Below are 23,773 nucleotides of genomic sequence, written 5' to 3'. Positions count from 1 at the left end.
CACCTGCGAACACGGGGATTTGCCGCGAAGTTCCCGTTGCCACAACCACGAACGCAACGTAGCTTTTCCACTGCCAGAAACAGCGAGCCGCGCCAGCGGCGCACCAGGGGGAAAAGCACCGAACCGTTTTCGTGGACAACGGCACCACCGGACCCGGCATCCGCGCCGCCACCTCGCACGGCGATCCCCTCCCCCCGCTCCCACCGCGTCACCGCTTCGAAGGAGAACACCACCATGTCCCTCGCCCCCACCGAGCAGGACCGTCCGGAACTGCACAAGACCATGCAGGAGATCGTCGACTCCGGCTTCGTCGGAATGCAGTTGCGCGTACACGACGAGCACGGCGAGTGGGTCGGCAGCGCCGGGGCGCGCAGGCTGGGCGAGCCGGAGCTGCCGCCGGCCGACGGGCACTTCCGGATCGGCAGCGCCACCAAGAACTTCGTCGCGACCACGGTGCTCATGCTGGTGGCCGAGGGCGGGATCGGACTGGAGGACCGGGTGGCCGACCACCTGCCCGAGTTCGGGCTGGACCGGCGGATCACGGTGCGGATGCTACTCCAGCACACCAGCGGGGTGTTCAACCACACCGGCGAGGTCTACGAGGACGGAACCTTCGCGCCGGGGATCACCTGGTCGGGCCGGGAGTGGGTGGAAGACCGGTTCCGGACCTACCCGCCGGAGGAGCTGGTGCGGCTGGCCCTGTCCAAGCCGTCCCGGTTCGAGCCGGGGACGGACTGGAGCTACGCCAACACCAACTACGTGCTGGCCCGGCTGCTGGTCGAGCGGGTCACCGGCCGCTCGCTCGCCGAGGAGACGCGGCGGCTGATCCTGGGCCCGCTCGGGCTGACGGGCACCGTGGTGCCGACCACCCGGACGGAGATCCCCGAGCCGCACGCCCACGCCTACTACCGGTACGAGGAGGAGGGCCGGGAGAGGACGGTCGACGTCACCCGGCAGAACCCCTCCTGGATCTCCAGCGGCGGTGACATGATCTCGACCACCCGGGACCTGCACACGTACTTCTCCGCGCTGATGGGCGGCAGGCTCCTGCCGACCGAACTGTTGGCCGAGATGCGCACGCCGGAGGAGAAGGTCGGCTACGGCCTGGGGGTGTTCGTCCAGGAGACCGACGGCCAGACCCTCTTCCACCACAACGGCGGCATCGCGGGCTCGGCGGCGCTGATGTACGCCACGGCCGACGGCGGCAGGACCCTGACCGCCTCACTGACCTACGTGGACGACGCCGGACTGTCCCTGGCGCAGACGTTCCAGGAGACGACGCAGCGGCTCGTCGAGGAGGTGTTCGGCGGCGGGCGCCCGGGGGCGGAGGGCTAGACGGTCCACGCGCCCGGCCGACCGCACGGCATGGACCGTACTTGACACCGGTGTACCGGCTCGGGCATTCTCCCCGAACCGGGTGGAACGGCACGGTCCGTGCCGTTCTTGTGGAGGGAAGTGCATGGACGCTGACGTGATCGTCGTGGGCGCCGGTCCGACCGGCCTGATGCTGGCCGCCGAACTGCGTCTGGCCGGGCTGAGGCCGCTGGTGCTGGAGCGGTATCCGCACCGCCGCAGCACCCCCAAGGCCGGCGGCCTCGGCGGACAGATCCTGGAACTGCTGCGCCACCGGGGACTGCTGGAGCGGTTCGAGGCGGCCTGCACCGGCCCCGCCCCGGCTCCCCGGTTCCCGTTCGGCGGTGTGCACCTGGACCTCACCCGGTTGGCCGACCCCCCGATGCACGCCCTGCCCCTGCCCCAGCAGCGGCTGGAGCAGCTGCTCGACGAACGCGCCGCCGAACTCGGCGTGGACCTCCGCCGCGGACACGAGGTGGTCGGGCTCAGCCAGGACGACGCCGCCGCGACCGTGGACGTGCGCGGTCCGGACGGGCCGTACCGGGCGAGCGCCCACTACCTCGTGGGTTGCGACGGCGCGCGCAGCCGGGTCCGCGAACGGGCCGGTATCCCCTTCCCCGGCACCACCTACCCGGAGGTCAACCGACTGGCCCAGGTAGCCCTGCCCGACACGGTGACCGTGCTCGACGACGGCGGCCTCGACGTTCCCGGCTTCGGCACGGTCCGCGCGGGCTTCACCCGGACGGAGGGCGGCCTCCTCGGAGTCAGCGCGTCGCCGGACTCCGGGGTAGCCTCCCTCTACACCGTCGAGGACGAGGCAGCCGAGTACGACGACGACACACCGATGTCCGTGGCCGAACTCCAGGGGAGCCTTCGCCGCGTGATCGGCGTGGACCTGCCCCTGGGGGAACCGCTGCGGCTGTCGCGGTTCACCTTCAGGGCCCACCAGGCCGAGCGCTACCGCGACGGGCGGATCCTGCTGGCCGGTGACGCGGCGCACCTGTTCCCCGCCACCGGCGTGGCGATCAGCGCGGGCATGCTCGACGCGGTCAACCTGGCCTGGAAGCTGGCCGCCGACGTCCGCGGCCGGGCGCCGCAGGGCCTGCTGGACACCTACCACGGCGAACGCCACCTCGCCGGAGCCCGCACCATGCTGCACACCAGGGCCCAGGTGGCGCTGCGGCGCGGACACGACCCGGCCGCCGAAGCGCTCCGGGAGGTCTTCCGGGAACTGCTCACCGACGAGCAGCCGCTGCGCCGCATGGGGGCGCTCGTGGCCGGGTCCGACATCCGCTACCCGCTGCCGGGCGCCGACCGCCACTCACTGGTCGGCGCCTTCGCGCCCGACCTCACCTTGCACACCGAGCGGGGCGTGACCAGCGTCGCGGAACTCATGCGCGCCGCGCGCCCCGTGCTCCTAGACCTCACCGGCCGTGGAGGGCTCCACGAGACCGCCCGGGCCTGGCACGGGCGCGTGGACGTGCACACAGCCAGGACCGACGACCGACCGGCCGACGCCCTCCTGATCCGCCCGGACGGCCACGTCGCCTGGGCGACGGCGGTCGACGAACCGGCCGACGGAGCCGCGCCCGCGCTGCGCGAGGCGCTCTCCACGTGGTTCGGCGCGCCCTGAGAACGGTCGCGGCGCCCGGGCGGACGTGAGGCACGTGCCGGGGTCCGCCGCCCGGCGGGCGGCGGATAGTCGACCGGGGCGGGACGACCCGCTTTCCGGAGGGCGGCCCCCGTGGCGCCCTCCAGAAAGCGATCGGAGTCCTCAGCCCCGGGCGGGTGTGCGAGACGTGCCGGGGTCCGCTGCCCCGCCGAGTGGCGGGCCCCGAACAGTTCCGACCAGCTCAGTCCCGGTTCAAGGAGACACCAGAACGCGGACTCGCGCGGGACTCCGGGTTCCGCTCCGCTGTTCCGCGGCTTCCCAAACCTCGGAACTCCCCCTACTCCAGTCCGCGTCGGATCTGCCCGGTGATGCTCGCGTCCTCGATGGCGCTGTCCTCGGCCAGCATCAGTGCCTTGGACAGGATCAGCGCCAGGCGGCCGCCGTCCTGCTCGAAGGGCAGGAACACCCCCGGTCCCCTCCCCCTGCCCGAGGGCACCACGCAGAGGTAGGAGTCGTCCGGTTCCATCAGGATGTTGGCGCTGCCCAGGTGGATCCGGTAGGAGCGCAGGTCACCGCGCACCCGCAGGAAGCGGCCGTCGACCTCCAACCGGTCGGCCACGCGCAGCCGCGGCAGCAGGCGCGCCAAGGCCTCGCGCCGTACGACGGCGTTCTCGGTGAGTTCACCGAAGGCCGCCCGACGCCAGTAGGGCAGGTGCGCGCTCTCTCCCCGGTCCACCCACTGGGGGTCGGCGGCGATCGAGGACACACCCACAGCCAGATCCACGTCGCGCATCGCCTCGGACAGCACCAGCGGCGACACCTCCGTCAGCGGTGCGGGCTCCCTCTCGCCCGCACGCTGGAAGCGGACCTGATCGGTGCCGCAGTGCCGTACGGGATCGCAGTCGTCGTCGACCAGGGCGATGTCGAGGGTGACGCGCCAAGAGGCCCCGCTCTCCCGGTCAGTGTGGACGCGCTCGGCGGGGCCGTCCTCGCCGCCGTGCCAACCGCCCAGCTGGTGGACGCTCCACCCGCGCTCGTTGAGCAGAGCTTTGGCCTGCCCGTACTTGAGGATGTGGGCGGCATAGCGGTTGGAGTAGACCCGGGTGGCCTCCTCCGCCGGGGTGAGCAGGTAGATCTCCCGGTACGCCTGCTTGAGGGGTTGGGCGATCTCCCGATCGGTCAGGTGTTCGCGCCATCGCCGCACCGTCTCCGGCCGGCTCCGCACGGGGTGCCACAGCCGCACCCGGGCGCCGCCGTCCACGGTCGCGGTGTGCGCGACCTCCGTCCCGTCGGGGTCGGCCAGACGCCAGTGGTCCCCGTCGGCCCCGGGCAGCCCGCATACCCAGGTCCGGCCGTCGTCGGCGCTCACCTCCCACAGCAGTCGCCGGGCGAGCGCGCCGGTGACCGGGTGGTCGAGGTAGTAGCGGACCCAGGACGCGGCGTCCCACGCCCGCCCCTGGATCAGGAACTCCTCCAGCCGGACCCGTTCGGCCGCCACCACCTGGCGCAGCTCCTTGAGTTCGGCCCGCAGCGCCTTGATCTCGTCGGGGTGCGAGGTGCGCAGGGCCGCGGGCGGGTTCGCGACCGGACGCCCCTTGGCGGAGGCGAAGCCGAGTGCGGCGCTGCCGTCCGCGGCCAGGGCCAGTGTGACCGGGTGCCCGCCCAGCTGGTCGGTCCGAGTCCCGTCCCGACCCAGGCCGAAGTCGGGGACGGTGCGTTCCAGCAGTTGCTCTCCGGTGATGCCCAGCCGGTCGGCGATCTCCCCCAGGGCCCTGTCGATCACCTTCGACAGGGTCTTCTTCTTGACCCGAGCGCGGACGCGGGCGAGGACGGCGACCGCCTCGTCGGTACCGCGTTCGGCCAGGATCCGGACACAGGCGGAGGCCGTGCGTTCGGAGCGCAGCAGTTTGGAGCCGCCCGGTCCGGTTCCGGTGAACACCGCGACCCGCTCCAGCAGGGGCAGCGACCAGGTGTCCGCCTCCGAGGCCAGCTCCCGCACCGCCCACGCCAGGCCGTTGACGATGTTGTGCACGTGGATCAGGAAGTAGGCCGTGCTCGAACCGAAATGGCCCTCCTCTGCCCGCGGCGTGCACAGCACCACCTCGACCAGGCGCCGCAGCGCGTCCTCCGCTTCGGGGATGGCGGCCAACCTGCGCCGCAGCCCTTCGCGCCACGCACCGCCGGGCCGGGCACCGGGCGGGACCAGGAGGTGGACGAGCAGTTCCGCCAACCCTGGACGGGTGACCAGCGAGGGTTCGCGTTCGCGCAGCAGGTCGCCGAACAGGTCCCCCTCGGGGAGGAGGTGGTCGACGGCCAGGGGAGTTCCCAGGCGAAGGAGCAGAAGGAGTCCGCGCGCACGGGGTTCGGGCTCATCGGGTTCCCAGGTGAACAGGCGGTACCCCCGTTCCTGGCAGCGGGCCCGGTACTCGTGCAGTTGTCGTGCGTACGGCGCCAGGACGTGGTCCTCCACCCGCTCGCAGACGTCGATGTGGGCGTGCTCGTCGGTGAGTCCCCGCGCCTGCGCGTGCAGAAGCAGGGAGAGCAGGGCGCTGTCCCACGGCAGTGTCCTACGGCACAGGGTGAACGCGGCACGACGGTGAACGCTGGAGAAGTAGTCGCTGTGGCGTCCCTGTCCGTCGACCGCGACAGGCCGGGGATGCCGTGCGTTGACCAGGAACCAGACCGCCAGGCGCACCCTCAGGTCGTCGTCGCACCGGTCGACCAGGACGCGCAGCGGGGTGCCCCGGTCGAGTGAGGAGATCCCCGTGTACCCCTGCCAACCCCGGTCGGGGGCGTGGGCGCGTATGACCCGGTCGCACTCCTCGATCAGCTCCGGCAGACCGGGGGCGTACAGGCGGCCCAGGACCTCCTCGACCTGGGCGGGCATCGTGCTCCGGTAGGCCCAGGAACTCCTCCCCATGGCGTCGATGCCCGAGGCGAACTCCTCGGCGGTCCGTCCGGCCCACGCCCGCCCGGCGGGTGAGGGGACGATCGAGGTGAAGGGCGGGGCCGCGATGGTCTCGGTGGTGCTCCCGGTCATGGTCAGCCACCCACCAGCGGGACGAGCTGGACGAACACGATCTCGGGTTCGCCGGTCAGGTCGACGTGCTCCTCCAGGGACTCCACCTGGCGGTCACCGACGATGAGCACGAACCGCTGCTTCTCGAAGGCACGCTCGGCCAGGTCGGCCTGTTCCTCCCAGTCCACGGTCGGCCGTTCGGTCCGCCGGACCGCGGTGTTGAGCTGACGCTCGGCGGCGGTCGGGACGACCAGGCCCTGGTAGGGGGCGGAACGGTCGAGGTTGTACCGGGCGACCTCCTCCCGCACGCGCGTCCGGATCAGTTCGCGTACGCGGACCCGGTCGGGGAGATCGGGCGGTTCGACAGCGGGAAGGCCGACGCCCAGGGGGCTTTCGACCCTGAGGAGGACTCTGGGCATAGGGGGCGGTTCCTTTCGCCAGCGTGTGACCTCACGTGCCGGGCCACGCTAGCGGAGCGGACCGACAGGTTCGCCGGGACCGGGCCGGTCGGGCACGGACGGTTCCCGCGCGCACGACGATGGGCGGCGTCCGTGAGGGACGCCGCCCACTGCGGCTGAAGAGTCAGGGGCCGCAAGGTCGGGAGACCGGCGGACGGCCGATGTCATCGGCCCCGACGGGGATGTGCCTCCCGCTCACCTGGACCGGGAGTCGCGCTGGTGACAGCCGGGCGGCGGACGGCCGACCGGGGCGGGACGACCCGCTCTCCGGAGGGCGTCCCCCGTGGCGCCCTCCGGAAAGCGATCGGGGTCCTCAGCCCCGGGCGGGTCCGCGCTCGCCCACGTCCTCGCGCAGCTGCTCCAGGGTGTTCTTCAGCAGCCGGGAGACGTGCATCTGGGAGTAGCCCATGCGGTCGGCGATCTCGGTCTGGGTGTGGTCGCCGAAGAAGCGCAGCTTGAGGATCTCGCGCTCGCGCTCGGGCAGGCGGGCCAGGGCGGGCTTGAGCGACTCGCGCTGCACGACCCGCTCCAGGCCCTCGTCCTCGCTGCCCAGGTGGTCCTCCAGGCGGGAGCCCTCCTGACCCTCGGAGTCGGAGGAGTCGGGGGCGTCCAGCGAGAGGGAGCGGTAGGACTCCGAGGCCTGGACGAGCTCGACGACCTCCTCCTCGTCCAGCCCCATCTCCTTGGCGATCTCGGCGTTGGTGGGGACGCGCGCGTGGGTCTGCTGGAAGGTGTTGAGCACCTGGCGCAGCTTGATCCGGTTCTCCTGGTGGCGCCTGGGGACGCGGATCGCCCAGGTGTGGTCGCGGAAGTGCCGCTTGATCTCGCCGGTGACCGTGGGCATGAGGTAGGAGATGAAGGGCTTGCCGCGGTCGGGCTGGTAGCCGTGGATGGCCTTGACCAGGCCGACCATGGCGGTCTGCTTGAGGTCCTCCAGCGGTTCGCCCCGGCCGTTGTAGCGGCGGGCGAGCTTGTTGACCAGCGGCTGGTAGCGGACCACGACCTGCTCGCGCAGGCTGACCGCGCGCGGGTCGTCGCCGTCCAGGCGCTGGAGTTCGGCGAGGAGTTCCTCGACCGGGATCTCCTCCCCCGGGGAGGACGCGCGCGTCCTGGGGATGAGGGTCGTGTGGTCGGTGTCGGTCTGCGACACGGTGTCCTGGTTCAGCGTGGTGGACAAGAGGAAACCCCCGGTGCTCTGGTCCTGTGTGCTCCTGTCTGTCTGCCTCGGCAGACACCGGTGCGCTGACCCGCTGGCGACCGCGGTTCGGGTGCCGCGGCCCGGCGGGCGGCGCCGGTGCGACCACTACCGTTCCCTCAGAAACCGCTTCAAAAGCCGCAGAGCGAATTTTTTGTTGTCGCACGACAAATAACCAGGTCAGAGCGCCTCCACCAGCCCGAACAAGGCGAGCGCGCGGCCGCCGCGCCCGTGGACCGCACCCCCGCGCCCGCGAACCGGCGGCCGTTCCCTTCCTAGCCGACGCGCGGGGGGGGGCGTCACGGCCTCCGCCCGCCGCGACCGGTGGGCCGCCGTCAGTCGAGGACGGCCGTCGCCTCGACCTCGACGAGCACGTCGGGTTCGAAGAGGTAGTCCACGCCGATGAGCGACGAGGGCGGCAGAGGCGTCGGGAGGCCGACCTCCTCGGCGACCTCGGCGACTCCCGCCATGAAGGCGTCGATCTTGCCGGGCTCCCACGCCGTGACGTAGAAGGTCAGCCGCAGGACGTCGTCGAACGTCGCTCCTGCCCCGGCCAGGCCCGCCGCCGTGTTGCGCAGCACCTGGGCCACCTGTCCGGCGAGGTCGCCCGGGGCTACCGGGGTCGCGTCGGCGCGGCGGGCGACCTGTCCGCTGACGTGCACGTGGCGCGTACCGGTGCCGACCGCGACGTGGTGGTACGGGGTGGGCTGCATCATGCCCTCGGGGGTGAAACGCTGAACGCTCATTTTCTGTGTCCTCGCTACTGGTACCGACTTGGTCTAATCTTGATACCTGGTATCAGAAAGAAACTGCAACGAAACCAGGTGTCATGACGGATACCGGGCAGGCAGCCCACGACGACATCGGGATCACCGCGCCGCACCGCGAGCTCCTCAACCAGATCCTGGACAAGTGGTCCATGGAGGTGCTCAACGTGCTCTGCGAGCGCCCCTCGCGCTTCAACGAACTGCGCCGCGCGATCCCCTCGGTGACCCAGAAGTCGCTCACCGCGACCCTGCGCCGCCTCGAACGCAACGGCATCGTGCACCGCGCGGTGGTCGGCTCGCGGCCGGTCGCCGTCGAGTACCGGATCACCCCGCTGGGCAAGACCCTCCGGCACCCGGTGGACGTGCTGCTCGACTGGATCGCGGCGCACACGACCGAGATCGAGCGGGCACGCGAGCGCTTCGACCTCGAACAGGACGGCGGCTGACGCCCCGCGGCGGCCGGAGCCCTGGTCAGGTCCTGTGTCGGGCCCGGAAGTGCCCGCTTCGAAAGTGTCCGGTTCGGAAGGGCGGGTTCCGACGGCCCGACAGCGCCGGGCGCCGCCGCGCGGGTCCGGACGGCGGTCGGCAGCGCCTCCGCCCGTGGGCTGGCCGACCGCCTCCGAGAACCCGGCGTGAACCGTCACGAGAGCCACAGGGTGAGCGCGAGCGACCCGAGGAAGGCGGCTCCGGCGAGGACCTGCCTCGTCAGGTGGGCGTCGTACAACTGCGGGGCGGTGCGCGTGGAGAGCAGCAGGTACCCGTCGCAGGAGCTCGCGACGAGGGTGTCCTCGTTCCACTCGTAGGCGGTTCCGTTGACCAGGAGGCGGGTCCCGGGAGCGATGGCCCACTCCCGGTAGGAGCGGCCGGCGCTCGAATGCGCGTGCTCGGGCCGCAGCTCCCGCCTCGCCTCCGTCCTGCCGAGAGCGCCCTCCGCCAGGGGGTCCACCACGAAGGAGTCGTGGGTGAGGGCGACCTTGTCCGTGACGGCCCCGCGGGGGTGGCACCACGCGCTCCCCGTCCTGTCCTGGAGCCGGAAGGGCGCCTCGCTCTGCTCCGCGTGGACCAGGGTCACGCGCAGGCGTTCGTGGTGGGAGTCCTCGGCGGGGCGGTGGTCCCACACCTCGGTCCGGTACCACACGCACCTGGTCCCGGAGTAGGGGGCCACCAGCGGTCCCGAGGACCCCGGTACGGCGTTCCCGTCGACCAGGACCGGGGTACCGGAGCTGGGCAGGTCCCGTAGCGGAGGCGTCCGGGAGCGGCGCATCCTCGTGGACCGTGCGCGCGTGCGCAGCACCCGGGCGAGCAGGAGGGCGCTGAGCACGGTGGCCAGCAGGGCCAGGAGCTGGAACGCGGTCCGCGTCCCACCGACGAACATGTCATCCATAGTCACCGCCTCCTCGTGCCGTCGGCCGTGGTGACGGGCCACCGGCACGAAGCAGGGTCAGCCCTCCTCCGAGCGGTCCGTGTCCGCGTCGGCGAGGGCGTCGTGCCGGGTGGCGGGGGAAAGCGGTGTTCCCGCCAGGTAACCCGCCCGGGCCAGGGCGTTGCCGCCGACCGCGGCGGTGGCCAGTTGCACGAGCAGCGCCAGGCCGATCTTGAGCGCGTTCTCCACCGAGGGGAACCACAGCAGCAGACCGAGCAGGAGCAGGGCCGTCCCCAGTCCGGCCGAGACCGACACCCCGTGCAGGCGGGCGTAGAAGTCGCGCAGGCGCACCAGGCCGAGGGCTCCCACGGTGAACACGGACGCGCCCGCGATCACGCAGGCCACGGCGAGCGTCTCGAACGGGGTCATCGTTTGCCTCCGGAGATCAGTCGGGCCAGGGACAGGGCGGAGAGGAACCCCACGAGGGCGCACACGAGCACGATGTCGACCACCAGGGCGGAGTCGACGCGAAGGCCGAGGACGACCACGAGGCCGACGAAGCCGAAGAGGACCACGTCGGCCCCGGCGGCCCTGTCCGCCCGGTCGGGGCCCGAGAGGATCCGGTACGCGGCCAGGACCATGGACGCGCCGAGCAGCAGCAGCGCGATGTCGACGGGGTTCATCGGGTCTCCTCCCCGCGGGGCTCGGCCTTCGTCCGTCCGGCGCGCGTCAGGCCCAACAGGTAGTCCTCCATCTGGTGGATGTCGTCGAGGAAGGCCCGCTCGTCAGCGGTGTACATGCCGTGCACCCACAGGGTGGGCGGGTCGGTGCGGGTGGCCACGGTCACCGTTCCGGGGGTCAGGGAGACCATGTTGGCGACGGCCGTGATCTCCAGGTCGGTGCGGCAGCGCAACGGGACCTCGATCAGGGCCGGCACGGACGCGCTGCCCGGGGTGAGGATGTCCCAGGCGACCTGGAGCGTGGAGGTCACCACCCGGGAGCCGTAGAAGAACGGGAACCACGCGATCCGCAGGGCCCTGAGCAGGAAGGGGGTCATCGGTTCGTCACCGCCTCGACGTAGGTGGAGGTGTCCAGCAGATGGGCCGCGGCCTGCGCGCTCAGGTCGAGCAGGACCTGGGCGCCCAGGCCGACGCACAGGGTGACGCCGGTCAACGCCGCCGCGGGCAGCACCAGGCCCGCGCGGATCCTCGTGGCGGCCGGGGGCGCGGTGACCGTCCCGGCCCCCTCCGCCGACCGTCCGCCCCCGGGTTCGGGACCGGAGCCCGGGCCGGGGCCCCAGAACACCGAGCCCCAGATCTTGAGCATCGACATCAGGGTGATGAGGCTGACGGCGACGGCGACGGCGGCGACCGCCCACTGGCCGTCCGCGAAGGCGGCGGCGACCAGGGTGAGCTTGGCGACGAACCCGGAGAAGGGCGGCAGTCCGGCCAGGGACAGGGCCGCGCCCAGGAAGGCCAGGGCCAGCAGCGGTTCCCGGCGGGCCACGCCTCCCAGCCGGTCGAGCCTGCCGGTGCCGTGGACGTGCTCGATCGCGCCGGTGGACAGGAACAGGGACGCCTTCACCACCATGTGGTGGATGAGGTAGAAGATGCCCGCCATCAGTCCCAGTTCGGTGAACAGGGCGACGCCGAGGAGGATGTAGCCGATCTGGCTGACCATGTGGAAGACCAGGATCGAGCGGGTGGTGTCCTCCCCCACCGCTCCCAGGACCCCGATCAGCATGGTCGCGCCGAACAACACCAGGCCCACCCACAGCAGCGAGGACTCGCCGCCGAAGACCACCGCGTAGAGGCGGTAGATCGCGTAGACGGCGACCTTGGTGTGCAGGCCGGAGAACAGGGCGGTCACCGCCGGGGAGGGCGCGGTGTAGGTGCGCGCCAGCCATCCGTGCACCGGCACGACGGCGGCCTTGACCGACATGGCCAGCAGCACCACGCCCATGGCGACCGCGACCACGGGTGACTCCTGGGCGGCGCCCGCGAGTTCGCCGAGCTGCACGGTTCCGGCGGCGCCGTAGACCAGGGCGACACCGGCCAGGAACACGGTCGAGGTCAACAGGTTGACCGCGACGTAGGTCCGCCCGCCCCGCAGGCCGCGCAGGGTCCCGGCGATGGCCATCAGCCCGTAGGAGGGCAGCAGCATCACCTCGACGAACACGAAGAGGTTGAACAGGTCGCCCGTGAGCAGCGCCCCGTACACCCCGGCGGACAGCACCAGGACCAGGGACGGGAAGAAGCGCCGGTCGGCCTCGCCGGTGGCCACGGCGAAGGCCGAGCACACCAGCACCAACAGGGCGGTCGTGGTGATCATCAGCGCGCTGAAGGTGTCGGCGGCGAAGGGGATGGCCACCCCGGCGGGCCACAGGCCCACCTGGTGGGCGTGCACCTGTCCCTCCCGAGTGGCCCAGAGCAGGACGACACCGGCGGCGAGGGCGAAGGCGCTGGTCCCCAGGAACAGGGCGCGGGCCGCCGCACGCGCGAGGGGCAGGACGAGCAGCGCGGCGCCCAGGAGGGGGACCGCGACCAGCACGGGCAGGAGAACGGGGTTCATGAGGCGTCCTCGGTGTCGTCGCTCCCACCGGTCGCGGCGAGGGCGAGCATGTAGATGGTGATGGAGAAGGCGATGACGATCGCCGTGAGCACGAACGCCTGGGGCAGGGGGTCGGCCATGGCGGCGCCGGTGTCCCGTCCCAGCAGGGGTTCGCCCCGGCGGGAGGCTCCGCCCGCCGACATCAGCAGGAGGTTGACCCCGTGGCTGAGCAGGACGAAGCCCAGGACGACGCGGACCATGCCGCGTTGCAGGATCAGGTAGACGGCTCCGGCGGTCAGGACGCCGATCGTGATGGCCAGGGTCATCGGGTACCTCCGGTGGCCGGACCGTGCTGGACGGGGTCGGGTGTGCGGTGCGCTTCGGGCTCCGGGGGGCTCTCACGGCCGCTCCGGGGCAGCCCCAACTGGTTGAGCGCGGTCAGCAGCACGCCGACCACGGCCAGGTAGACGCCCACGTCGAAGACGAGCGCGCTGGTGAAGTGGTAGTAACCGCCCCAGGGCAGGGGGATCTCGGCGTGCAGGGGCCGCAGGAAGGACCCGTCGGCGTAGCCGAGCAGCCCGGTGGCCGCGGCGGTGAGGACGCCCGCGGCGATGAAGGCCGGGTAGGCCAGGCGGATGCGGGCCGCCGAGGCGCTGGGCGCGGTCAGGTAGGCCAGGGCGAAGGCCGAACCGCCGACCAGTCCGGCGATGAAGCCACCACCCGGGGCGTTGTGGCCCCGCAGCAGGAGGTAGAACGACCACAGCACCAGCAGCGGGATCAGCCAGCGCGCCACGGTGCGCATGATGACGGTGTTGTCGTCGGCGTTCCAGACCGGGTTGGTCCCGGCCACGCGCGAGGAGACCTCGCCGTTCGCGGTGAGACCGGACGAGCGCAGGACGGCGATGATGATCAGGCCGGCCACTCCCAGGACGGTGAGTTCGCCCAGGGTGTCCAGGGCCCGGTAGTCGACCAGGATCGTGTTGACCACGTTGGTGCCGCCGGTGTCCTCGGGCGCGTTGGAGAGCAGGTAGTCGCTGACCCCGGAGAGCTCCCTGCGGCCGGTGAGCAGGTAGGCGCCCAGCCCCGCCACGGTTCCCGCGGCCAGGGCGACCGCCGCGGTGAGGGCGGTGCGTGAGCGGCGGACCCGGTGGAACTCGCGGGGGAGCCGGCGCAGCACCAGGACCGCCACGACCACCGTCAGGGTCTCCACCAGCAACTGGGTCAGCGCCACGTCGACGGCGCCGAGGAAGACGAACCACAGCGCGGTGGCGAACCCGGCGACCCCGACCAGGGCCAGGGCGGCCATCCGCGAGCGGGTCACCACCGAGGTGAGCACCGCGACCGCCACCAACGCCACCAGGAGCCAGTCCAGCGCGCGTGAGGTGGGAGCGGGCGGCAGCCCGTAGTCCAGTCCGAGAGCGCAGACCACGGCGGCGAGCACGATGAGCATGACGAACGGCACGGCCAGGTGGCGGGTGGGCGCGTCGGTGCGGGTCAGGTCGCCCACGCGCGCTCCCAGGGCGATGACCGCCGCGTGCACGCGTTCGAAGACTCCTGTGCCCCGGACGGGGAGGAACCGGTGCCCGGCGAGTTTCTCCCCGGAGCGGGAGGCCCAGGTCAGGAGGGCGCCCAGGAGCAGGGCGGCGGCCGACATCCCCAGGGCCGGGTTGAGTCCGTGCCACAGCGCCAAGTGGGAGTCCGCGGGAGCCAGGACCGCGTCGCCGGCCGCCCAGGAGACGGCCGGGTTCAGCGCCGTGGCTCCCAGCCCCAGGACCAGGCCCGCCGCCGCGGTGACCACGGGTGCGGCCAGGAGGAGCGCGCCCGCCTCGCGGGGCGGTTCCCGGTCGGGACGGCGTCTGCCGCTCCCGCCGAAGGCCAGGTACACGAAGCGGAAGGCGTAGGCGAAGGTCAACGACGCCGCGGCGACCGCGACGGCCCCGGCGACCGGACCGGCCCAGGCGGGCCCCGGTGTCTGGAGAAGCGCCTCGAAGAGGTTCTCCTTGCTGACGAATCCCAGGAGAGGGGGAACCCCGGCCATGGACAGGGCGGCGAGCGCGCTCACCGCCGCGGTGACGGGCATCGCCCGGCGCAGACCGCCGAGTTCACGCAGGTCCCGGGTTCCCGTCTGGTGGTCGATCACGCCCACCGACATGAACAGCGCCGACTTGAACAGGGCGTGGGCCGCGGTGTGCACGACGGCGGCGACGAGCGCCTGCGGGGTTCCCACACCGATGACGGCGACGAGGAAGCCGAGTTGGCTGACCGTGGAGTAGGCGGTGAGTTCCTTCAGGTCGTGCCGTCGCAGGGCCAGCACGGCGCCGACCACGGCGGTGGTCAGACCGGCGACGACCAGGGTGGCACCCCACAGCGGCGTGTCGCTGAAGGCCGGTGAGAAGCGCATCGCCAGGTAGACGCCGGCCTTGACCATCGCCGCCGCGTGCAGGTAGGCGCTCACCGGGGTGCTCGCGGCCATGGCGTCGGGCAGCCAGTAGTGGAAGGGGAACTGGGCCGACTTGGTGAACACCGCGATGACCACCAGCACCGCCACGGTGCTGGTGAAGGCGGTGTCCTGGGTCCAGGACGGGTCGCCCAGGATCGCGCTGAGGCGGGTGGTTCCGGTGCGCACCCACAGCAGCACCACCGCGGTCAGCAGCGCCAGGCCGCCCATGGCGGTGAGCAGGAACGTGCGCACGGCCGGTCGTGAGGCGCCCGGTCCGGACAGGCCGATCAGGTGGAAGGAGCAGATCGTGGTCAGCTCCCAGAAGACGAAGAGCAGGACCACGTCGTCGGCCAGGACCAGGCCGGTCATCGACAGGGCGAAGGCGCTCATCAGGACGTAGAAGCCGGTCCTGCGCCCGGGCGGGAAGTAGCGGGTGGAGTAGGCCATGACCAGGGCTCCCACGCCGAGCACGAGCACGCAGAACAGCCAGGCCAGGCCGTCCATGCGCAGGTGCAGGCCCACGTCGAGGGCGGGCATCCAGGGCAGGGACGCCTCCAGGACCCGGTCGTGGTTCCACAGGGAGGGCCCCCGGGCGCCGACCCACAGGGCCGCCAGGGCCAGAACCAGGGCGATGGGCCACCCCGCGGCGCGGCCCAGTGGGCGTCCCAGCAGCGGGACGAGCAGGGTGGTGACGGTGAGTACGGCAAGGAGGAGCAGCAGCACGCCGCTATCCTTTCACGGTTGCGCGCCGGTCCCCGGGCATGCGGGCACACGCCGGGGACGGCCGTGGCGCACAGGGTGCGGCACGGTCGGCGTTCAGCGAAAAAGTGGAGGAGGGCACGCGAAAGGTGCCTCGCGCAGGACGGAAGCCGAAGAGGACCGCGGGTACTGACGTCGGGTACCGGTGCCGTGGGCAGACCGGTACCCGAAGAGGACCGCGGACGCCGACGTCAGGTACCGGTGCCTTGGGCAGGCCGGTACCCGACGGCGCGCGGGCACGGGGCGACCGTCATGCGGAAAGGAGAAGACGCCTCGGGCGAGGCGGGAGGGTCAGCTGCGTCCGGGCGGGCAGGAGCTGAGTTCGCCGTGGGCGTTGGTACCCCACGAGGTGGAGTAGCCGTTGGTGCCCAGGGGGCGGGGGTTGCGCACGGGCAGCTTGTGCCGTTCGGCGAAACGCGAACGGCCGACGCGGGCGTAGACGTCCAGGGCGCGGAAGTGCGCGCCTTCGAGGAGTACGGGCGCGTGACGACGCGACGGGGGCACCGTGGCCACTGACCGGGACATCACAGCACCTCCTCTCACGTCTCGCTGGGTCACAGCGGGTGCCACCGTACCAGCTGCTACTTCATGCGGGCCAGACGAGGACGCCGCACGCTGGATGTGAACAGGATCTCAGTATGTTCTGGTTTCGACCGGCCGGCCCTACGGGAGCCCCGGGAGGGCGCGGGTGCACGCAGCGGCTCCGGGCAGTCGGGCGGACCCCCTCGCCCGTCCCCTCGGACGGGTGCGCGGGCGGGGCCCCGAACACGAGGACGGGTGTGCGGGCCGGGTGCCCCGCGTTCCGCCGGATGCCGGGCCTTCCGCCTCACCCGCCGGATCGCGCCGCGGCCACGCGGGAGTCGATCCAGGCGCACAGGTCCTCCAGGGCGGCCCCGGTCCGCTCCCGGTCGCCGGTCATGAGGTAGACCGTCGACACCGGTGTCCACCGGTCCGGGGAGCGGGAGGAGGAGTCCTTCGCCCACGGTGGAGCGGCACGGCTCATCCTGATCGCCTGCGGCGGGCGGTTCGACGAGAGGACCGCGCACTACCGCGACAACGTGGTGATCACGGCCGCGGCTCGCGCGCGAGCGAGTGGTCGAGGATCAGAGGTCTGAACCCGGGCTCGCGGCGGCCAGGCGCTGACGGTGGGTGCGATAGAGGCGGGTCCCGATCGGGCGACCGGCGTGCCAGACGACGGCGGGGACGGCGGCGCGCAGGAGCTGGGCCTGCTCCTCGCTCGCCCCGTGCAGGGCCATGCCCAGCATCAGCAGACGCCGGGCGAAGGTCACCTTGCCGAAGGACGCCTCGACGGTCGCCTTCCACTCGCGTTCGGTCAGGTAGCGATCGATGAGCGGCAGGATCCGCTCCTCCTCCAGCGCCAGGTGCTCGTACAGCGCCGGCAGCAGACGCTCCGCGACGGCGGCGGCAGCATCCCGGTCGGTGGCGTCGGCGGAGGCCCGCCAGCGCCGACTGCCCGCGGCGAGCGCCTCCAGTTCGCCGTCGATGAAGGCGTGCTGCCGGTCCATCGTCTCGACGAGGGGCTCGACGTCGGCGGGGCAACGCTCCCGCAGCCGGGGCCACACGTGGTCGTCCTCGCTGGTGTGGTGGGCGTGCAGGAAGTCGACCATCATCAGGACGTGGCGGGCGACGACGGTGGTGCCGTCCGCGTCACGCGCCGACACGCCGGCGACCAGCGCGGGGAGAGCGGCGAACTCCCGCCGCATGGCGTCGTGCGCGCCGATCATGTCGCGGCTGTCGGCCATCTTCTCGTTGTGCATGGGAGCAGCTTCGAAGCTGTACCTTTCAAGCCGCCTACAGCACGGATACGGCGGCCGCCGCGCCGTTTGCCGCCGTCGGTGGCATGGGCTTACATGGTGCGGTGCTGACATTCTCGGTGCTGGGTCCGTTCGAGGTTCGCGCGGGAGATCAGCCGGTCCACGTCGGGGGCCGGCTGCCCCGCAGGCTGCTGGCGATCCTGATCGCCGCGGAAGGGCGTCCGGTCCGGGATGACAGCCTGGCCGAAGGACTGTGGGGTGACCGCCGGCCACGCGATCCGGCGGGCGCCCTGCAGGTGTACGTCTCCCGCCTGCGCCGGGTGCTGCCGGGCACGGCGTTGCAGCGGTCCCCCGGCGGCTATCGGCTTCTTGCCGCCGACACCGACGTCGAACGGTTCCGCGGCCACCTCGTCCGCGCCCGTGCGCTGGTGGCCGGCGACCGCCACGCCGACGCGCACGAGGCCTTCGACACGGCGCTGCGGTTGTGGCGCGGGACACCGTACGAGGATCTGGCCGACGACGAGTCGACGGCCGCGATCCGTGCCGCCCTGGTGGAACAGCGCGACAGCGCCCAGGAGGAGGGCGCTGCGGCGCTGCTGGCCGCCGGCGACCACGCCGGTGCGGCGGCCGGGCTCGAACTGCTGGTGCACGCCGAGCCGTACCGCGAACGCCGATGGCAGTTGCTGGCCCTGGCGCTCTACCGCTCGGGACGCCAGGCCGACGCCCTGAACGCGGTGCGCCGGGTCCGGACCCTGCTGGCCGAGGAACTGGGTGTCGACCCCGGACCGGAGTTGCGGCAGCTCGAAGGCCGCATCCTGTCACAGGACCCGGCCCTGGCGGCCTCCGGCGTCGGGGCCGCGACGCCCGGTGATCGGCCGCTGTCGTCGTTCATCGGCCGCGACGCCGATCTGGCCATGCTGGACCGTCTCGTCGGCATGCACCGGCTCGTCACCGTCGTCGGGCCCGCCGGGTCGGGCAAGACCCGCCTGGCCGTGGAATGGGCGGGGCGGGACGCCGTCGTCCGGCTCGCCGATGTGACCGACCCCGCCCACCTGGTCTCGGCTGTCGCCGCGGCGCTCGACGTCACCGGGTTCACCGGGGACCCGTACGAGGTACTCGTCAAGCGACTGCGTCTTCGCGGGAGACCCCTGGTGCTCGACAACTGCGAGCACCTCGTCGGCGAGGTGGCCCGGCTCGTCATCGACCTGCTCGACCGGATCCCCGCGTTGCGGGTGGTGGCCACCAGCCGCGGACCGCTCGGCGTCGACGGCGAGCACAGTCTCCCGCTCGGACCGCTGGCCGCGGACGACGCCGTGGCGCTGCTGGCCGATCGCATCCGCGCGGGCCGGCCCGGCTGGGTCGAGCAGGACGCCGACCGCCGTGACCTGCGCCGCCTCGCCGACGCGCTGGACCGTCTGCCGCTGGCCCTGGAACTGGGGGCGGCGCGGGTGCGGACCTTCGGCGTACGGGGGCTGATCGAGCATCTGAACGACCGTTTCACCGTGCTGGGCCGGATCCCGCACGGCACGATGACCTCGCACGCGACGTTGCAGGAGGCCGTCGCCTGGAGTTTCGCCCTTCTCTCCGGCGACGAGCGTGATCTCGCGGTGCGGCTCTGGCCCTACGAGGGCGGTTTTCCCGTGGAGGCCGCGGCCTCCGCCGCCGCCGGGCTCGACGCGCTCGTCTCGCTGGTCGACCAGTCCGTGGTCACCGCCGAGACCGGGGGCGGCACGGCGCGCTACCGGATGCTGGAGACGATCCGGGCGTACTGCCGGTCCGTGGACGAAGACCCGGCGGCGACCCGGGCCGCCCATGCCGTCTGGGTCCGCGAGCTGGCCGCCCGGGCCGCGGGCGATCTGCAGGGCGTGCGGTCAGCGAGCACGATGGCGGCGCTGCGTCTGGAGTTGCCGAACCTGCGCGCAGGGCTCGCGCACGACCTGACGCACGCCCCGGTCGAGGCATTGCGTACGGCCGCGCGGCTCATGTGGTTCTGGATCCGCAGCGGCCTGCTCGACGAGGGCAACCGGATGCTGGCCGCAGCCCTGGCCGCCGCGCCGGACGCCCCGCTCGGTGACTCCGTGCGGGCCAGGGCCTCGTCGGCCGGACTGTTCTACTTCACCGGCGACGTCACCACAGCACGGCGCATGCTGTCCGAGGCGCTCCTGGCGGTGGGCTCGGAACCGGGGCATCGCAACCTGCTCGCCGAGGTCCGCTACTACCAGGCTCTGGTCCAGCTGCCGGGAGGCGACCCGGCGATCGCGCTGACCGCGTCGGCCGAGGCGCACGCCATCGCCACCGAGACGCGGACCACCTGGCTGATCGCGGCCACCTCGATGGCGTGGGGCGCCGCCCTCGTCATGGCCGGCCGGATCGCCGACGGCCAGCACCGGCTGCGGGCCGCCGTGCGGCTGGCCGACGCCTCCGGGCTGGTCTGGACGGCCGCGCTCAGCGAGCTGATGCTGGCCCAGACCCTGGTCCACGCGGGGGACGGCGAAGCGCTGCCCCTGCTGCGGACCTCGCTGCGGCGCTTCCTCGACGAAGGCGACCTGAGCAATCAGCTGGCCGTGCTGCACAACGGGGCCCTGGCCTTGGACGCGGTCGGCGATGCGGCCGGTGCCGCGCTGCTCCGCGACGTCGTCCATTTCCACCAAGCGCGCAGCGACGTCCGGCCGGCCGGCAGCTACCTCCAGTCGGTCGTACCGCACGGCTGGTACGAAGGCGCCCCTCCCTCACAGCCGCCGACACTCGACGACGCCGTCGCCGTCCTGAACGCCCCGGTGCGCGCTGTCTGACGGTTGCAACCCGGGTGTAGGGGTGCCTGGCCAGGATCACGGAGCGGGCCGCTCCACGGCCCGTGCAACGTCGACACCCGTACCAGCTAAGGACCGTCTCCATGCGCATCGGCATCGGACTACCCAACCAGGTCCGCGACGTCCACGCCCCGGTGATTCCCGCCTGGGCCCGCCGAGCGGAGGAAGCGGGCTTCGCCACCCTGGGCACCACCGGCCGGATCGCCTATCCGGGCGTGATGGACACCGTCGCCCTGGCCGCGGCCGCCGGGGCCACCACCACGATCGGGCTGATCAGCCAGGTACTGCTGGCGACCACCTGGCCGGGCACGCTGCTGGCCAAGGAGGCGGCGTCGATCGACGGAGTCTCCGGCGGCCGGCTCACCCTCGGCATCGGGGTGGGCATCCGCGAGGACGACTTCGTCGTGCCCGGGCACGGCCCCCGGGGCCGGGGCGCCAGGATGGACCGCGACCTGGCGACCTATCGGTCGGTCTGGGCCGGCGAGCCCCTTTCGGGAAGCACGAATCCGGCGGTTCCGGCCGGAGGACGGCAGGTGCCGCTGCTGTTCGGCGCCAACACCCCGGCCGCCTACCGCCGGATGGCCGAGTCGTCGGACGGCTACATAGCCGGATCAGTGCCGGCGGCCCTGGCGTCCAGCGCTTTCGACGCCGCCCGTGCCGCGTGGCAGGCGGCCGGGCGACCGGGACAGCCCCGGCTGGTCGCCCTCAACTACTTCGCGCTGGGCGATCCCGACCGCGGTCGGACCAACATCGCCGATTACTACGCCGCTACCGGCGAATACCAGGACATAGTCGTCGAAAACGTGCACACCGACGCGGAATCGCTGCGCGACGCCGTCAAGCGGTTCGAGGCCCTGGGGGCCGACGAACTGATCCTGGGCCCCGGAACCGACGACCTCGACGAGGTCACCCGCCTGGCCGACATAGTCCTCTGATTCGAAGCACGCCTTCTCCCGGCGGGCCCTGCGGGCGGTGGCCGGGTTCGGGGAGGTGCCGCCGGGGTAGGACGGCGGGCGCGCGTCCGCCACAGCACCGGGAGAGGGATGGACTTCACCGGCTTCACCGAGGAGACCTTCGCGTTCTTCGACGGCCTGGCCCGGGACAACTCCAAGGACTACTTCCACGGCCACCACGAGGTGTACGTGCGTGCCGTGCGCGAGCCCGCGCGCGCCCTGGCCGAGGCGCTGGAGGAGGAATTCGGCCCGATGAAGGTGGGACGCCCCAACCGCGACGTGCGCTTCTCCCACGACAAGAGCCCGTACAAGACCCACGTGGGCCTGGTCAGCCGGTCCCGGGGACCGGTCGGCCACTACCTCCAGCTCGGCCTGGAGGGGCTCTCGGTGGGCGCGGGCTACCACGCGATGTCGGGCGCGCAGGTGGAGCGCTACCGCGACGGCGTCGACAACGAGCGCCAGGGCCCGCGGCTGGCGCGGATCGTCGAGGAGCTGACGGCGCGGGGCTTCGACATCGTCGGCGACACCCTCAAGACCCACCCCCGCGGGTACAGCGGCGACCACCCGCGCGTGCACCTGCTGCGCCACCGCTCCCTGGGGGCCGAGCACAACGTGGAGCGGTCGGACGTGCCGCTGTCCGCGAAGCTCCTGGACACCGTCCGCGCGGACTGGCGGGCCACCGGTCCCCTCATGGAGTGGCTCGACCGGCACGTCACCAGCTGAGCCCGCCCGGGCTCTCCCGCCGGGCACGGCCTCCCCGTCGGGCGCGGCTCGCGCTCCCCGCAGGGGACTCCTGAGCCCCGAACCCTCCCCCGCCGCGCGCGGCGCCCGGACCTCCGTCGCGGAACGACACCACCCGCGAACGATGTGTGCCTGTCACGGCTTTTCCGTGAGGTTCGCACCGCCAACGCATGACACGGTGTCACTGGTGGACTCGGCTGAGTGACAGCAGGCTGGACGCGTGCCTCCGGCGACGGCGGTCACGGCCCTCCCGCGACGGACGGCGGGGCGCCGTGCCCGACGGAGCGCCGGTGAAATCGACATCCAGGAGGCTGGAGACATGGGACGAAGGCGGAGCGCGGGCCGAGGTCTGCCCCCCGTGGTGGTGGCGGTGGGCCTCGTGGGCTCACTGGTCGCCCCGGTGTCGGCCGCGGCCGACGAGCGGGGCGGGGCGCCGACGACGGATCTGGCGTGGGGCGTCTGCCCCGAGGACGTCCCGACCGGGACGTACCCGTTGGAGTGCGCCACCGTGCCGGTGCCCGTGGACTACGACGACCCCGAGGGCGACCGGATCGAGATCATGGTGTCGCGGCTGGCCAGCACGGAGCCGGACCAGAGGCGCGGCGTGCTGCTGCTCAACCCCGGCGGCCCGGGCGGGTCCGGGCTGTCGATGCCCGCGGACCTGGCCTCCCTGGGCGTGCCCGCCAGCGTCCTGAACAGCTACGACCTGATCGGCATGGACACCCGCGGGGTCGGGCACTCGTCCGCGGTGGGCTGCGGCTTCACCACCGACCAGGAGTACTTCGGCAACATCCCGCCCTACGCCGTCGACGAGGCGGCGGTCACCGAACAGGCCGCGGTCGCCGAGGCGGTCGCCGACCAGTGCGCGCAGAGCGACGAGAACGGGCTGATGCGCCACATCTCGACGGCGAACACGGCCCGCGACCTGGACCGGATCCGGGCCGCGCTCGGCGAGGAGAAGGCCAGCTTCTTCGGGCTGTCCTACGGGTCGGCGCTGGGCGCCGCCTACGCCTCGATGTTCCCCGGGAGCACCGACCGGATCGTGCTCGACAGCAATGTCGGTGACACCCACCTCGACTACGACGGCATGCGCAGGTACGCCCTGGGCTTCGAGGAGACCTTCCCCGACTTCGCCGCGTGGGCGGCGGAGCGCGACGGCAGCTACGGCCTGGGCGGCTCGCCCGAACAGGTCCGGGAGACCTACTTCGAGACCGCCGAGCGGCTCGACGAGGAGGGTCCGGTGGCCGGTGTCAACGGCCACGTCTTCCGGCTGGCCGTCTTCGCGGGGCTGTACAACGAGCGGAGCTACGGGCGGACGGCGCAGCTGTGGCAGTCGGTGCGCCTCGCGGACGAGGAGGCTGTGCGGCGGCACATGGAGGAGAGCGGGCTCGGCGGCGCGCCGGTCGGCGGCGCCGGTGCGGCGGCGAGCGAGCTGTCGCCCGGCGACAATCCCTGGTCGGTGTTCCTCGCGACGACCTGCAACGACGTCGAGTGGCCCGAGAACCTGGCCACCTACCAGCAGGGCGTGGCCGAGGACCGGGAGAGGTACCCGATGTACGGCGCGGCCACCGCCAACGTCATGCCCTGCGCCTACTGGAGCGACGAGCCGTCCGAGCCCGCCGTGGAGATCACCGGTGAGGGCCCGAGCAACGTCCTCATCATGCAGAACCTGCGCGACCCGGCCACGCCGCACCTGGGCGGCGTGCTGCTGGACGAGAAGTTCGGCCAGCGCTCCCGGCTGGTGAGCGTCGACGACAGCGGTCACGGCACATACGTCTACGGCGACAACCCATGCGCCTGGGACGTGGCCACGAGCTACCTGGTCGACGGCGAGTTCCCGGAACAGGACGTCTCCTGCGGGGCGTCCGGGTCCTCCGGCCTGGGGCTGGACGAGGAGGCTCAGCGGTCGCGGACTGAGACCCTCGACCAGTTGGGCGACCACGCCTGAATACTCGGTGGGGGTGACCAGCATCCCTGA

The 23,773-nt window shown here is 72.4% G+C and carries 21 protein-coding genes; 7 read left to right on the top strand and 14 right to left on the bottom strand.

The features are described 5' to 3' along the window. The first annotated feature begins 234 nt into the window (after positions 1-234). Positions 235-1,335 (top strand): serine hydrolase domain-containing protein, encoded by a 1,101-nt coding sequence (locus tag ACSTA4_RS13260; RefSeq protein WP_444963794.1) that lies wholly within the window; start codon positions 235-237, stop codon positions 1,333-1,335. A gap of 124 nt (positions 1,336-1,459) precedes the next feature. Next, on the top strand, positions 1,460-2,986 hold the full coding sequence (locus tag ACSTA4_RS13255) for an FAD-dependent monooxygenase (protein WP_444963793.1): 1,527 nt from the start codon (positions 1,460-1,462) through the stop codon (positions 2,984-2,986). Between the two features lie 316 nt (positions 2,987-3,302). On the opposite strand, the gene ACSTA4_RS13250 is transcribed toward ACSTA4_RS13255, so the two are convergent. From ACSTA4_RS13250 to ACSTA4_RS13235, 4 genes are all read right to left on the bottom strand, one after another. After that, entirely contained in the window at positions 3,303-6,005 is a 2,703-nt protein-coding gene (locus tag ACSTA4_RS13250; protein WP_444963792.1) for a DUF4132 domain-containing protein, read from the bottom strand. Between the two features lie 2 nt (positions 6,006-6,007). After that, positions 6,008-6,403: a hypothetical protein gene (locus tag ACSTA4_RS13245; protein WP_444963791.1), complete on the bottom strand. Its 396-nt coding sequence runs from the start codon at positions 6,401-6,403 to the stop codon at positions 6,008-6,010. A 352-nt stretch (positions 6,404-6,755) separates the two neighbouring features. Continuing rightward, positions 6,756-7,619 carry a SigB/SigF/SigG family RNA polymerase sigma factor gene (locus tag ACSTA4_RS13240; RefSeq protein ID WP_444963790.1) on the bottom strand — a complete coding sequence of 288 codons (864 nt, stop codon included), beginning with the start codon at positions 7,617-7,619 and terminating at the stop codon, positions 6,756-6,758. Positions 7,620-7,972: 353 nt separating this feature from the next. Next, positions 7,973-8,383 (bottom strand): RidA family protein, encoded by a 411-nt coding sequence (locus tag ACSTA4_RS13235; protein ID WP_444963789.1) that lies wholly within the window; start codon positions 8,381-8,383, stop codon positions 7,973-7,975. An 83-nt stretch (positions 8,384-8,466) separates the two neighbouring features. Here ACSTA4_RS13235 and ACSTA4_RS13230 point away from each other — a divergent pair, with 83 nt between their 5' ends. Further along, positions 8,467-8,850 (top strand): winged helix-turn-helix transcriptional regulator, encoded by a 384-nt coding sequence (locus tag ACSTA4_RS13230; protein ID WP_444963788.1) that lies wholly within the window; start codon positions 8,467-8,469, stop codon positions 8,848-8,850. Positions 8,851-9,044: 194 nt separating this feature from the next. Here the strand turns inward: ACSTA4_RS13230 and ACSTA4_RS13225 are convergent, their stop codons facing one another. The 10 genes from ACSTA4_RS13225 to ACSTA4_RS13180 form a co-directional block, all read right to left on the bottom strand. Next, the gene (locus ACSTA4_RS13225; protein ID WP_248774568.1) at positions 9,045-9,788 is read right to left on the bottom strand and encodes an E3 ubiquitin ligase family protein; all 744 of its coding nucleotides are present in this window, start codon (positions 9,786-9,788) and stop codon (positions 9,045-9,047) included. Positions 9,789-9,845: 57 nt separating this feature from the next. Beyond that, positions 9,846-10,196, bottom strand: a complete 351-nt coding sequence (gene mnhG, locus ACSTA4_RS13220) for a monovalent cation/H(+) antiporter subunit G (protein WP_094802521.1) — start codon at positions 10,194-10,196, stop codon at positions 9,846-9,848. Beyond that, a complete protein-coding gene (locus ACSTA4_RS13215; RefSeq protein WP_013152768.1) occupies positions 10,193-10,450 on the bottom strand; it encodes a monovalent cation/H+ antiporter complex subunit F in 258 nt (85 codons plus the stop codon). Before ACSTA4_RS13215 ends, mnhG begins: the two co-directional genes overlap by 4 nt. Then, a complete protein-coding gene (locus tag ACSTA4_RS13210) occupies positions 10,447-10,824 on the bottom strand; it encodes a Na+/H+ antiporter subunit E (protein ID WP_444963787.1) in 378 nt (125 codons plus the stop codon). Before ACSTA4_RS13210 ends, ACSTA4_RS13215 begins: the two co-directional genes overlap by 4 nt. Beyond that, a complete protein-coding gene (locus tag ACSTA4_RS13205) occupies positions 10,821-12,338 on the bottom strand; it encodes a monovalent cation/H+ antiporter subunit D family protein (RefSeq protein ID WP_444963786.1) in 1,518 nt (505 codons plus the stop codon). Before ACSTA4_RS13205 ends, ACSTA4_RS13210 begins: the two co-directional genes overlap by 4 nt. Then, a complete protein-coding gene (locus tag ACSTA4_RS13200) occupies positions 12,335-12,643 on the bottom strand; it encodes a sodium:proton antiporter (RefSeq protein WP_248770170.1) in 309 nt (102 codons plus the stop codon). The genes ACSTA4_RS13205 and ACSTA4_RS13200 overlap by 4 nt, the downstream gene beginning before the upstream one ends. Continuing rightward, a complete protein-coding gene (locus tag ACSTA4_RS13195; RefSeq protein ID WP_444963785.1) occupies positions 12,640-15,480 on the bottom strand; it encodes a DUF4040 family protein in 2,841 nt (946 codons plus the stop codon). Before ACSTA4_RS13195 ends, ACSTA4_RS13200 begins: the two co-directional genes overlap by 4 nt. A gap of 327 nt (positions 15,481-15,807) precedes the next feature. Next, positions 15,808-16,041 carry a hypothetical protein gene (locus ACSTA4_RS13190; protein ID WP_094802513.1) on the bottom strand — a complete coding sequence of 78 codons (234 nt, stop codon included), beginning with the start codon at positions 16,039-16,041 and terminating at the stop codon, positions 15,808-15,810. A gap of 301 nt (positions 16,042-16,342) precedes the next feature. Then, complete coding sequence (locus tag ACSTA4_RS13185; protein ID WP_444963784.1) at positions 16,343-16,519, bottom strand: hypothetical protein; 177 nt, start codon at positions 16,517-16,519, stop codon at positions 16,343-16,345. 100 nt (positions 16,520-16,619) lie between these two features. After that, positions 16,620-17,294: a hemerythrin domain-containing protein gene (locus ACSTA4_RS13180; protein ID WP_444963783.1), complete on the bottom strand. Its 675-nt coding sequence runs from the start codon at positions 17,292-17,294 to the stop codon at positions 16,620-16,622. A gap of 101 nt (positions 17,295-17,395) precedes the next feature. Between ACSTA4_RS13180 and ACSTA4_RS13175 the strand changes: the two genes are divergently transcribed. From ACSTA4_RS13175 to ACSTA4_RS13160, 4 genes are all read left to right on the top strand, one after another. Next, positions 17,396-20,083: a BTAD domain-containing putative transcriptional regulator gene (locus tag ACSTA4_RS13175; RefSeq protein WP_444963782.1), complete on the top strand. Its 2,688-nt coding sequence runs from the start codon at positions 17,396-17,398 to the stop codon at positions 20,081-20,083. Positions 20,084-20,184: 101 nt separating this feature from the next. Continuing rightward, positions 20,185-21,036: an LLM class flavin-dependent oxidoreductase gene (locus ACSTA4_RS13170; protein WP_444963781.1), complete on the top strand. Its 852-nt coding sequence runs from the start codon at positions 20,185-20,187 to the stop codon at positions 21,034-21,036. Positions 21,037-21,144: 108 nt separating this feature from the next. Further along, positions 21,145-21,777, top strand: coding sequence for a DUF2461 domain-containing protein (locus ACSTA4_RS13165; protein WP_444963780.1), 633 nt, complete (start codon positions 21,145-21,147; stop codon positions 21,775-21,777). 337 nt (positions 21,778-22,114) lie between these two features. Continuing rightward, positions 22,115-23,743 (top strand): alpha/beta hydrolase, encoded by a 1,629-nt coding sequence (locus ACSTA4_RS13160; protein ID WP_444963779.1) that lies wholly within the window; start codon positions 22,115-22,117, stop codon positions 23,741-23,743. The last annotated feature ends 30 nt before the right edge of the window (positions 23,744-23,773 follow it).

It is taken from the genome of Nocardiopsis sp. M1B1 (assembly GCF_052466615.1).
Note: the sequence above shows the minus strand (reverse complement) of the source record. Positions and strands in the feature narration are given on the sequence as shown.

Bases quoted from the DNA above. Each gene is read 5' to 3' on its own strand.
- ACSTA4_RS13260 (WP_444963794.1), top strand. From the start codon at position 235: ATGTCCCTCGCCCCCACCGAGCAGGACCGTCCGGAACTGCACAAGACC.
- ACSTA4_RS13255 (WP_444963793.1), top strand. From the start codon at position 1,460: ATGGACGCTGACGTGATCGTCGTGGGCGCCGGTCCGACCGGCCTGATG.
- ACSTA4_RS13250 (WP_444963792.1), bottom strand. From the start codon at position 6,005: ATGACCGGGAGCACCACCGAGACCATCGCGGCCCCGCCCTTCACCTCG.
- ACSTA4_RS13245 (WP_444963791.1), bottom strand. From the start codon at position 6,403: ATGCCCAGAGTCCTCCTCAGGGTCGAAAGCCCCCTGGGCGTCGGCCTT.
- ACSTA4_RS13235 (WP_444963789.1), bottom strand. From the start codon at position 8,383: ATGAGCGTTCAGCGTTTCACCCCCGAGGGCATGATGCAGCCCACCCCG.
- ACSTA4_RS13230 (WP_444963788.1), top strand. From the start codon at position 8,467: ATGACGGATACCGGGCAGGCAGCCCACGACGACATCGGGATCACCGCG.
- ACSTA4_RS13225 (WP_248774568.1), bottom strand. From the start codon at position 9,788: ATGGATGACATGTTCGTCGGTGGGACGCGGACCGCGTTCCAGCTCCTG.
- mnhG (WP_094802521.1), bottom strand. From the start codon at position 10,196: ATGACCCCGTTCGAGACGCTCGCCGTGGCCTGCGTGATCGCGGGCGCG.
- ACSTA4_RS13215 (WP_013152768.1), bottom strand. From the start codon at position 10,450: ATGAACCCCGTCGACATCGCGCTGCTGCTGCTCGGCGCGTCCATGGTC.
- ACSTA4_RS13210 (WP_444963787.1), bottom strand. From the start codon at position 10,824: ATGACCCCCTTCCTGCTCAGGGCCCTGCGGATCGCGTGGTTCCCGTTC.
- ACSTA4_RS13205 (WP_444963786.1), bottom strand. From the start codon at position 12,338: ATGAACCCCGTTCTCCTGCCCGTGCTGGTCGCGGTCCCCCTCCTGGGC.
- ACSTA4_RS13200 (WP_248770170.1), bottom strand. From the start codon at position 12,643: ATGACCCTGGCCATCACGATCGGCGTCCTGACCGCCGGAGCCGTCTAC.
- ACSTA4_RS13190 (WP_094802513.1), bottom strand. From the start codon at position 16,041: ATGTCCCGGTCAGTGGCCACGGTGCCCCCGTCGCGTCGTCACGCGCCC.
- ACSTA4_RS13185 (WP_444963784.1), bottom strand. From the start codon at position 16,519: ATGAGCCGTGCCGCTCCACCGTGGGCGAAGGACTCCTCCTCCCGCTCC.
- ACSTA4_RS13180 (WP_444963783.1), bottom strand. From the start codon at position 17,294: ATGCACAACGAGAAGATGGCCGACAGCCGCGACATGATCGGCGCGCAC.
- ACSTA4_RS13170 (WP_444963781.1), top strand. From the start codon at position 20,185: ATGCGCATCGGCATCGGACTACCCAACCAGGTCCGCGACGTCCACGCC.
- ACSTA4_RS13165 (WP_444963780.1), top strand. From the start codon at position 21,145: ATGGACTTCACCGGCTTCACCGAGGAGACCTTCGCGTTCTTCGACGGC.
- ACSTA4_RS13160 (WP_444963779.1), top strand. From the start codon at position 22,115: ATGGGACGAAGGCGGAGCGCGGGCCGAGGTCTGCCCCCCGTGGTGGTG.